Annotated in this window: 8 protein-coding genes; 2 read left to right on the forward strand and 6 right to left on the reverse strand. The window is 72.0% G+C overall.

All coding sequences use genetic code 11. The annotated features are described in order from the left end of the window. The 4 genes from CM1CMNOD_RS20110 to nth form a co-directional block, all read right to left on the reverse strand. Positions 1 to 1180, reverse strand: a 1180-nt coding sequence (locus CM1CMNOD_RS20110) for a MarP family serine protease (RefSeq protein WP_131774121.1), incomplete at its 3' end; no start/stop codon positions are given. Between the two features lie 20 nt (positions 1181 to 1200). Continuing rightward, entirely contained in the window at positions 1201 to 1686 is a 486-nt protein-coding gene (locus CM1CMNOD_RS20115; RefSeq protein WP_131772927.1) for a cupredoxin domain-containing protein, read from the reverse strand. Positions 1687 to 2027: 341 nt separating this feature from the next. Further along, positions 2028 to 2879, reverse strand: a complete 852-nt coding sequence (locus CM1CMNOD_RS20120; RefSeq protein WP_131774119.1) for an NUDIX hydrolase — start codon at positions 2877 to 2879, stop codon at positions 2028 to 2030. Beyond that, positions 2876 to 3601 (reverse strand): endonuclease III, encoded by a 726-nt coding sequence (gene nth, locus CM1CMNOD_RS20125; RefSeq protein WP_043607334.1) that lies wholly within the window; start codon positions 3599 to 3601, stop codon positions 2876 to 2878. Before nth ends, CM1CMNOD_RS20120 begins: the two co-directional genes overlap by 4 nt. A gap of 131 nt (positions 3602 to 3732) precedes the next feature. On the opposite strand from nth, the gene CM1CMNOD_RS20130 reads away from it, so the two are divergent. Together CM1CMNOD_RS20130 and CM1CMNOD_RS20135 are read left to right on the forward strand one after the other, a co-directional pair. Further along, the gene (locus CM1CMNOD_RS20130) at positions 3733 to 3969 is read left to right on the forward strand and encodes a hypothetical protein (protein WP_013875433.1); all 237 of its coding nucleotides are present in this window, start codon (positions 3733 to 3735) and stop codon (positions 3967 to 3969) included. 268 nt (positions 3970 to 4237) lie between these two features. Next, complete coding sequence (locus tag CM1CMNOD_RS20135) at positions 4238 to 4927, forward strand: cyclic nucleotide-binding domain-containing protein (RefSeq protein WP_043607335.1); 690 nt, start codon at positions 4238 to 4240, stop codon at positions 4925 to 4927. 431 nt (positions 4928 to 5358) lie between these two features. Here the strand turns inward: CM1CMNOD_RS20135 and CM1CMNOD_RS20140 are convergent, their stop codons facing one another. Both CM1CMNOD_RS20140 and CM1CMNOD_RS20145 read right to left on the reverse strand, forming a co-directional pair. After that, the gene (locus CM1CMNOD_RS20140; protein ID WP_013875435.1) at positions 5359 to 9246 is read right to left on the reverse strand and encodes a tetratricopeptide repeat protein; all 3888 of its coding nucleotides are present in this window, start codon (positions 9244 to 9246) and stop codon (positions 5359 to 5361) included. A 400-nt stretch (positions 9247 to 9646) separates the two neighbouring features. Further along, positions 9647 to 10367: MBL fold metallo-hydrolase (locus CM1CMNOD_RS20145; RefSeq protein WP_131774120.1), on the reverse strand; the 721-nt coding region annotated here is incomplete at its 5' end.

Consider the following 10367-nt stretch of genomic DNA (forward strand, 5'->3'; position numbering starts at 1 on the left):
CACAGCTGCGGGTGCTGACGGCGGTGCTCGTGGCCTGACCGGCGGCGGCCAGGTCGTCCACCTCGGCGCTGGTCAGCACGTACCCGGTGTCCGAGTCGTTCGTGGCGGCGGCGAACACCACGCCGTAGACGGTGCCCTGTTCGGACAGCAACGGCCCACCGGAGTTGCCCGGCAGCACCTGCCCACGGACAGCGTAGATGTCACGCAGCACCGTGCCCTGGGAGTAGATGTTCGGGGCCCTGGCGGTCTGGCGGTTGCGGATGCGGGCCGGCGCGGTTGTGTACGGGCCGTCCTGGGGATATCCGGCGACGATCGCGTCGTCTCCCGTCCGGCCGGGCGGGTCGTTCTGGAAGGACAACGGCGTCTGGCGCAGCCCGGGCACGTAGAGGACGGCGATGTCGGTGTCGGGGTCGAACAGCACGACCCTGGCCGGCAGGGTGCTGTTGCCGACCTCGACCTGGGGTCGGGTCACCCCGGCGACAACGTGGGCGTTCGTCATCACCCGTTCCGTCGCGTAGACGAAACCGGTGCCTTCGACCCGCTTGGAACACGACGGCGCGATCCCGCGGATCTTCAGGATGCTGGCTGCCGCGGTCTGCACGGCCTGGGTGTTGTCGGCCGTGGTGTCGGGCGGTTCGATCGGCACGATCTGCCCCCCGCCGAGGCCGGCGAAGACCTCGGGGAAGCCGTTCTGGTCGACGAGTCTGCGCAGGTCGGCGAAGGCGTCGCGCACGGTGTTCGGCATGGCCGCGTCGACGGTCCGCAGGACTTCGGAGCGGCGGACGTGCTCGGCGAGGGTGGTGAACGGGGACCGGTCGACCGCCGTTGCCAGCAGCCATGCCACGAGCAGCACCGAGATACCGGAGAGCACCGCGCCGGCCACCGCGTCGACGGTCTGGCCCGGCCGCCAGGTGAGCCTGTCGCGCAGGGCCGCGCCGAGCGCGGTGGCGGCGATCTGCCCGATCAGGGCGAGGCCGAGGACGACGAGAATGCCGACGATGGGGCCCTGCGACTCCGCATTGATCATTTCTGCGAACGGTGTCGCGATGTGCGCGCCGAGGACACCGCCGCCGAGGAACCCGATGAAGGACAGCGCCCCGACCACGAAGCCCTGCCGGTAGCCGGACACGGCAAAAATGATCACAGCGATGACCAGGATGAGGTCAAGAATGTCGAACATTTTCGACTGCCCGGTATCCGCTAGCTGACCGTCAGCGTGCCGTGCATGTTCGGATGGATCGTGCAGAGGAACGAGTAACTGCCCGGTTTGTCGATGGTGAACGTGACCGACTGTGATGTGCCCGCCGAAGCGACGCTGGTACGGGCCTCGGGGATCTCCGGGATCACGAAGTTGTGCGGGGCGGAGCCCGCCGGCACCGTCAGATTTACCCTGATCTTCCCGGGTCGGGCTGTCAGGGTCGAGGGCGAGAACTCAAGGGAGGCGGTGCCGACCACGTCGAAGACCTGGACGTCATTTTCGATCTTTGGTGTGGCGGTGGCGGTGGCCGAGGGCGAACTGGCCGGCGTGTCGCTTCCGCAGCCGCTGAGCCCGAGCCCGAGGACGAGGAGGACGAGGGCGAGAGAGAGTGTGAGGGTGGCGGTCGGCGTGGCCGGGCGGGCCGTTCGACGGCGACACGGCCTGTCGGCGCTGGGCGCCAGGCCCGGGAGGGTACCCGGGCCGGTCATTACGCTCATTGCTGCCTCCGGTCCTTGTCACCCTTCGCCGACGAGCGTCTGCTCAGGACACTGTCGTCCCTGGTGTCCGGGCCGGGCGCGGATCTGTCATCGATCTGTCCGTGGAGCTGGGTGGATCGCGGGGAGCACCGGGGACTTCGGCCGGGCTGACGGTACCGCCCGCAGGGTGACTCGCCTGGAGCCACCCTGCGCTTCCGGCGCTCTCCACGGGCGGTTGTAACGCTGCGTGTGTGTCCGACTGACTCACCCCGGTTCGCCCGTCAACCCCGGCGTCCGGCCGAGGCCGGTGGAGGCCGGCAGGGTGTCCACCGCGGGTGCCGGCGGGGTGCCCGTCACCGGTGACTCTCGACCTGTTCGGCGGGCAGCCAGGGGCGCTCCCAGCCGCCCAGCCGCAGCAGCGCGTCGATCAGCCCACCGGTGAAGCCCCAGACGAACATCTCCTGGACGCGGAAGGCCGGCCCCAGCACACCCGTCCTGCGATGGCGGACCTGCAGCCGGTTCGCAGGGTCGGCCAGGTGGGTGATCGGTACTCGGACGACCGTGGACGTCTCGCTCGGGTCCACCGGCGCGACCGGGCACGGCGTGTGCCACCATCCCAGCACCGGCGTCACCAGGAAGTGGCTCGGCGGTATGTAGAGGGCGGGTCCGGTGGCCAGGATCCGCACGCCGGCCGGGTCGACGCCAACCTCCTCCCTGGCCTCCCGCAGCGCGGTCGCGGCCGGGGAGGTGTCGGTGGGGTCGGTCGCCCCGCCGGGGAAGGCCGACTGGCCGGCATGGCTGCGCAGGCTCACCGCGCGTTCGATGAGCAGGATGTCAGGCCCCTGCGGGCCGTCGCCGATCAGCATGAGGACGGCCGCGGGACGCCCGTCGGCCGCGTGCAGCCTGGTCCAGGAAAGCTGGTCGGGACGGGCGGTGCGCAGGGCTGCCGCCAGGCCCGTGAGCCAGGTGGGCACGCCGGTCTCGACCGGGTTGGCCGCTTCAGCCTGGCTGCCTGTTCCGGCTGGGCTGCCCGTTCGGGCCGGGCCGACCAGGCTGCCGACCCCGGCCGGGCCGCGGGCCCCCGCCAGACCGTGGCCTCCGGCCGGGCTGTGCTCTCCCGCCAGGGCGGGGGACTGCGCCGGACTGTCGGCCTCGGCCAGCCCGTCGAGATCGTCCGGGCTGTCGGGCTGCGCGGCTGTGCTCACCTGGCCGCTTCGGCGTCGGCGCGGACCAGCCGGGCGGCCTGTGCCGGCGTGGTCACGCCGAGGCCGAACGACGGACACAGGCGGGCGATGCCGCACACGCCGCACGCCGGCCGCCGGGCGTGGCAGACCCGCCGGCCGTGGAAGATGAGCCGGTCGGAGGCGATCGTGTAGTCGCGCCGTTCGAGCAGCTTGGCGAGGTCGCTCTCGACCCTGACCGGGTCGGTGTTGGTGGTGAGCCCGAGCCGGCGCGAGAGCCGTCCGACGTGTGTGTCGACCGTGATGCCAGGCTGGTCGAAGATGTGCCCGAGCACGACGTTGGCGGTCTTGCGGCCGACCCCGGGCAGGGTGACCAGGTCGTCGAGACGCGGGGGCACGTTCCCGTCGAAACGGTCGGCCAGGGCGGCGCCGATCCCGATGAGCGAGTTCGCCTTGGCCCGGAAGAAACCGGTCGGCCGCAGGATGGCCTCGAGTTCCGCCCGGTCGGCGGCGGCGTAGTCGTCGGCGGTGCGGTACTTCGCGAACAGCGTCGGGGTTACCTCGTTGACCTTCTTGTCGGTGCACTGGGCGGACAGGACGGTGGCGGCGAGGAGCTCGAGGGGATTGCCGAAGTTGAGCGCGATCCGTGCGTCCGGGTGGAGCTCGCCGAGTATGCGGACGATCTTCCGGGCTCGCCGTGTCCGCGCCAGCGGGCTTTCGGTGGCGGCGTCGGCGAGGGTGGACACGTTCACAGGGTATCCGGTGACCGGATCATCGTGTTCTCCAGCCGGGATGCCGGATGTGTCCAACGTCGCATCACCTAATCCTGACCCCGCGTGTTAGTTACACAGAGTTGTCCCTCACCATGGTGTCCGCCATGTTTCTGATTGCCGCGATCTCGTTCCCGCTCCTGCTTCTCGGCCTGTTGCTCGCCATGGAGCGGGTGGAGCGTCCCCTGCGCATGGCCGACTCGGGCCAGGGCCTGGAGGGCTTCCTTGACAACGCCCGCCCCGACGAGGTGAGCACGTTCGTCTCCCAGGGCTTTCCGGCCGCCCTGGAGCGTTACCGCCGCCGCCTGCGGAGGTCGGCCCCGGGTAAACACAGGGCAACATGACGGCCGGGTTGGGGTGGCCCGCGACGGCCGGGCTCAGGTGCGGGCCCGCGGGTACCTCTCGTGTTTGTGGCTACGCAGAGTTATTAATCGCTTCGATCCGTATGTGGCCTTCTGTCCACAGGCTCGGGCCGGGGGTTGACGGGAGCTCTCCCGAGCCGGTCGGCCGGGCCGGAAATACCCGGATTCGCCCGACCTGTTCAAGACCCGACAGCCTCTTTCGGCTTCCAGGTCGTGCCCTTTGGCGCTACTCCTGGCATGCTCGGACGCCGTGGACGATCTGCTTGCCCGTGTTCCCATGTTTGCCGGCCTGTCCGAACAGGACCGGCAGGCTCTTAACGATCACTTGGAACGTCAGAATGTTACCCGAGGCGACGTTCTGTTTCGGGAAGGTGAAACCGGAGACCGCGTCTTCGTGATCCTTGCTGGAAAGGTCAAGATTGGCCGTGCCGCCTCGGACGGACGCGAGAACCTCCTCATGGTGATGGGGCCCGGAGACCTCTTCGGGGAACTCTCGCTGTTCGATCCGGGGCCCCGCACGGCCAGCGCGACCGCGGTGACCGATGCGTCACTGGTGTCCCTGGAGCACACCGCGTTGCGCCCGTGGCTGGCGACCCGACCCGAAGCGGCGTCGCTGCTGCTGCGGGTGCTGGCCCAACGCCTGCGGCGGACCAACGACTCCATGGCCGACATGGTGTTCACCGACGTGCCGGGACGGGTGGCCAAGGCCCTTCTCGACCTCGCCGAGCGCTTCGGTGAGCCGGCCCAGCCGGGCAACGAGGCGGCCGGGGTCCGAGTCGAGCACGGCCTGACCCAGGAGGAACTCGCCCAGCTGGTCGGGGCCTCCCGGGAGACGGTCAACAAGGCGCTCGCGGACTTCGCGACCCGCGGCTGGCTGCGGCTGGACTCCCGCGCGGTGGTGCTGCTCGACCGGGAGCGGCTCGCCCGCCGCGCCCGGTAGGGCGTAGCCGGCGGACGCCGGTCGACGCGGGCGCGTTCGGCCCACGCGACCGGGGATCCGCCGGGAGACGCCCCTTGGTTCCGGCCTGAGGGGGCACAGGCTGGCTGACTCCCGTCTCAGCAGGTCCTGACCGGCACTCCAGGTACGCCTGGCGTGCCGGTCAGGACCTGCCTTCACATCATGAAGATTTTTCTTCACCGGGCCGGCTCCGCGCCGGATCCCGGCCGCTGTCACGCGTGCCGCCACACCCGCGCGAGACCGCCACGCCCGCGCATCCGCCGTCACGCCCGCGCGACCGTGTCTGTGCCACGCCCGTGGCGACATACCTGACCCGCCGCGCCGTACCCGCGCGGCTACCTGGCCCCTCGACTACCGGGTACCCCTGCACCCGGTATCTGCGCGGGTTGTCGCGCGCTGTCACACCCGTGCGCTCACGCCTGTGTGGTCGGCTCCGCCAGGGACGGCACCGTTGGCGCGCCCGCCGACGATGCGGTGGAGGAGCCCACCGCGGACGGCGCGGTCGACGCCACCGTCGAGGGCGTGGCGCCCGGCGCCGGCAGGCCGCCCGTCGCCGGGCGGGTCACCCGGACGTCGGCGACACCCGGCAGGTTCACCGGTTTCGGGCCGTCGGGAATCGCGGACAGCAGCCGGCGGGTCTGCGCGGCCTCGCTCACCGCCTCCGTCGCGGTCGCGGCGGCCAGCGCCTTCTCGTACGCGGCCCGGCCCTCGGCCGGTTTGCCGCTCGCGACCAGCACGGTACCCAGTGCCCGCCATGCCAGTACCTGGGCGCGGACGTCCTCTGCGCCCACCTCGACCGCGCGCCGGGCCACCGCCAGCGCCTCGGCCGGTCGGCCGGCGTCGAGGAGCGTGCCGGCCAGATGCGCGTACGCCTGGCGACGCGGGAAGAGCAGGGTGGCCGGCTCGCCGGCGGCCAGCGCCGTCTCCAGCAGCTGGATCGCCTCCTGCAGGCGGCCTCTGGCCCGCGCGACCTGGGCGGCCAGCACCTTGGCGCCGAGCTGGGCGTGGGGCTGCAGCTCGAGGCTGTCCAGCGCCCGCATGGCCAGGTCCGCGGCCTGCTCGGCCTCGTTGAGAAGCCCGGCGTCGAGCCGGGTGAGCCCCAGCAGCACCATGGAGAGCGCGCCGACGACGGCATGGCCGCCCTGGTCGGCGGCGGCCTGGGCGTTGTGCAGGTGAGCCGCCCCGCGCTCGGGATCGCCGGCGCCCCGTGCGGCCAGGCCCCTGGCCACGAGGGTGAGCGCGACACCCCAGGTGTCCCCGGTGGCTTCGAACAGCTCCGCCGCCCGCTCGGCCTCGGCCTCGGCCTCGGCGATGTCCCCGAGTTCGGCGGCGGCGACCGCGTCGATCGTCAGGCACACGGCCAGGCCCCACACCTCACCCAGCGACCCGGCCATCTCGATCAGGTCGCGGGCGAGCCGGCGGGCCCGGCTGAGCTGGCCGGACAGCAACCAGACCAGCGCCTCGGTGCCCGCGCACCAGCCCAGCCCGCCGGTGTCGTCGAGCCGTCTGAAGACCTCGGAGGCGTCTCGGAGGTACTCCTGGGCACATGGGTAGTCCCCCCGGGTGGTCGCGCTCCAGGCAAGGTGCTGGAGGGCCCAGCCGACCCCTCTGGGATCGCCGACCCGACGGGCGAGGGCCAGCGCGTCGGTGAACCGCTTCTCGGCGTGGCGCACCCGGCCGGCGGCATATTCCAGCAGGCCGAGCTGGCGCAGGGTGGCGGCGATCACCCGGTCGCTGCCGGCGCGCTGGGCCTCCTCGAGCGCGGTGACGAGCGCGGTCGCGGCCTCGTCGTCCCGGCCCTGCTTGTGCCGCAGATCGCCGAGGATGCGGTACGCCGCCGCCCGCAGCTCGGGGGTGGCGACCCGCAGTGCGGGCCGCAGGACGCGTTCGGCCTCGTCCAGCCGGCGCAGCGACGCCAGGGCCTCGGCGTGCAGCACGACCGCGCCCAGATCGTCGAGTTCGCTCACGACCCCCCGGCCGAGCCGGCGGGCACTGGTGATCAGATCGCTGGCGCTGCGATGGTCGTCGCGGGCGAGCGCCGAGCGGGCGACCCGGACCAGGGCGTGGAACCCGGGCTCCCGCGCCGACCAGGCGGGATCGGTGGGCGCGAGCGCCATCGATGCCGCGAGGTCGTGGGCCCGCTCGGCATGGTGGCCGACGAAGGCCGCGACCTCCGCCTCGGAGCCGCTGAGAAACTCCACCCCCCACTGGGCCGCCGCGGCATGCCGGCGGGCCCGCTCCACCTTGGGCAGGCCGGCGTAGGCGACGTCCCGGGCCATCGGGTGCACGAACGTCCACATCGGCTCCCCGGGATGCGGGGCCCGCAGGAGCTGGCGTTCGGTGAGTGTCGCCAGCGCCCGGTGCACCTGCTCCCCCCGGCGGTCCTCCAGCGCGGGCAGCGCGTCCGCGGGGAACCGGCTGCCGAGCACCGACGCCGAGCGCAGGACGGCCTTCGCGATCGGGTCGAGATCGTCGATACGGGCGGCCAGCACCGACTGCACACCGGCCGGCAGCGTGGTCTCGGGCAGGGATCCCTCAAGTACCCAGCTGCACTGCTGGGTGCCGGCCGGGTGGCGCAGTATCTCCGAGGCCAGGTCCGTGCCCGGGGCGGCGCCGTTCGGCGTGACTCCGGGCACCGGCTCCGTTCCCGCCGCGCCGGTGCCGGTATCTGTGCCAGCTCCGGCGGCTGTTGCGCCGGCCGCGTCGCCGCGGTGCAGGTCACCGCGGTGCAGGATGCCCCGGTCCACCAGCAGGTTCAGCAGTTCGGTGAGGAAGAACGGGTTGCCGTGGACCCGCGCGAGCAGGGCGGCCCGGGCGGTCTCGTCCAGTTCGGCGCCGCCGAGATAGTCGCGCAGCAGGCTGGCCGAGGCGGACTCCGCCAGCGGGGCGAGCGCGAGCGACTCGGCGTTGGGCAGCCCGGCCAGCGACGGGACCTCGCGGTCAAGCATGATCAAAAATACCGGCCCGCGCAGCCTGCTGGCGAAACGCCGCAGCCCCTGCCACAGCGCGGTCGTCGCCCATTCCAGGTCGTCCAGGACGATGACCAGCGGCCCGTCGTTGGACAGGCCGCCAAGCAGCACGGCCACGTCGTCGACGATCGCGTCGACGGCCCGGACGGCGGGATCGTCGGCCGGGTTCTCCCGCCCGGCCGGGTCTCCCGGCGGGATGTCCGGAGCCACCGTCGAGCGGCCCTCCGGCGGCACGCCCAGCAGGGCGAGCAGCTTGTCGGCCACCCCGCCGGGGATGCGGGTGCGTGCCGCCGGATGCTCCAGCCGGCTGACCGTGCGCCGTACCCGTTCGGCGACCCGGTCCGGACTGTCACCCTCCCCGACCCCGCAGGCGGTCCGCACGATGTCCATGAGCGGGGCGAGATCCCGGCCGTCACCGTGGCGGACCGTGCGGCCCCACAGCACCCTCGCGTCCTGCTGCGCGCCCGCCCGGCGGGCCAGTTCCACCGCTATCCGGGTCTTGCCGATGCCGGCCTCACCAGTGATGACGACCGTCCGTGGCTGGCTGTGCGCGACGACGTCCCGGAAGGCGGACTCGAGCACCGCGAGGTCCTGGTCGCGCCCGGTGAACGGCGCGTCGTCGCCGTGCCCGGGCCGGGCGACGTTGGACGGTCGCAGGCTGACCAGCTCGTAGGTGGGGACCGGCTCACGCTTGCCCTTGAGCTTCAGCGGGGCCAGCCGGCGCCAGGTCGCGACCGAGGTCGTGGCGATCATGGTGTCGTGGCCCGCGTACACGGCGCCCACCGCGGCGGCGTCCGACAGCCGGGCGGCGGTGTTCACCGTGTCGCCGATCACCGTGTAGGTCAGCGACGCCTGGACGCCGGCCAGCACCTCCCCGGTGTTGATCCCGACGCGCAGGCCGAGGTGGCGTCCGCCGCCGGCTTCGTCGGTGACGAGGCGGCGGACGGTCTCCTGCATGGCGGCGGCGGCGCGCACGGCTCGTTCCGGGTCGTCCTCGTGCGCGGTCGGCGCGCCGAACACGGCCATGATGCCGTCACCGGTGAGGTTGTCGACCCGGCCGCCGACCTCGGCGACGTCACGGGCCAGGGCGGCGAGCACCCGGTCGGTGACCTCGCCGACCCGTTCGGGATCCAGGTCCTCCGCCCATGCGGTGAAGTCCGAGAGGTCGCCGAACAGGACGGTGACGACCCGGCGCTCGGCGCCCTCGTCGGCGCCCATGCCGTTTTCGGTCTGCAACGGCAGCCCGCAGTGGAAACAGAACCGGCCGCCGGGAACGGCGGGAGTGCCGCAGCGCGGACAGCGCAGCGTTCCACCGAGGGGTGATGTGATCATTGGGGCGCCCTGAAGCCGGAGTCAGGGCCGGGCCATGACGGCTGGCCGGCCCGTCCGGTGTATCGGGCCTGCCGGCACGGCATCCAGGACTGGACCCTTTTGACGTGGTCGGATATATCCGGAGCGTTGCGCACGGGTGGTCGCCTCCCGGCCGCGAGCATAAGCCAACCGTACGAGATCTTCTGTTCGTGCTGATCTTAACGGTTTCCAGGAAGGAAGAGGGCTGTGTGGGATGTCCAGAATCCGGCCTCCTCCCCCGGTCATAAGGTGAAGCGATCATGTTTTTGCGTCGCCGGCGGCCTGCTGGAGGTGAGGCCGAAGACAATGTGATCATGTTTTCGCGTTCGTGAGGTTCCTGCCGTCTACGCGATCATGATTTGTGGATGTGTCGGAAGGCGGCCTATGCGAGCAGGAGCTCGATCGGCGTGGTCCGCAGTTCCCGCCGCTGGTGCAGGTGCTCGATCTGGGCGCGGACGGACATCTCCGCGGCCGGCCACAGGGCGCGGTCGACGTCCGTGTAGATCCGTTGAACGATCTGACGGACCGTGCTGTCGCCGGCGGCGAGGGCCGCCCGTACCTGGTCGAGCCGGACCTCCCGGTGGGCGAGGTACGCCTCCGCGGCGCGGCCTGCGGCCGGCAGATGCGGCCCGTGTCCGGGGAGCACCACGCAGTCACCCAGCTCGCGCAGGCGCCGCAGACTCGTCAGATAGTCGCCGAGCTGCCCGTCGGGGTGCGCCACCACGGTTGTGCCCCGGCCGAGGATCGTGTCGCCGGTGAGAACCGAGCTTCCCGCGGTGGGCGCCGAAATGTCGGTGCTGTCGCTGCCGTCGGTGTCGGCCCGCCGGTCGTCGGCGAGGACGAACGACAGTGAGTCGCTGCTGTGACCGGGGGTGGCCAGCACCCGGATCTCCACCCCGGCGGCAGCGATCACGTCGCCCTCGGTCAGCCCTTCGTCGCCGAGTTGGTGGGCGACATCAAGAGCGCGCACCGGCGCGGAGGTCAGCTCGTGCAGCGGCGCGGCACCCTCGCTGTGATCAATATGACCATGGGTGAGCAGGATGACATCGACCGGCCCGGCCGCGACGATCGCCGAGAGATGGCCGGGCCGGTCGATGTCATCC

Origin of the sequence: Protofrankia symbiont of Coriaria myrtifolia, assembly GCF_900634755.1 — a bacterium.
GTDB classification, from domain to species: domain Bacteria; phylum Actinomycetota; class Actinomycetes; order Frankiales; family Frankiaceae; genus Protofrankia; species Protofrankia coriariae.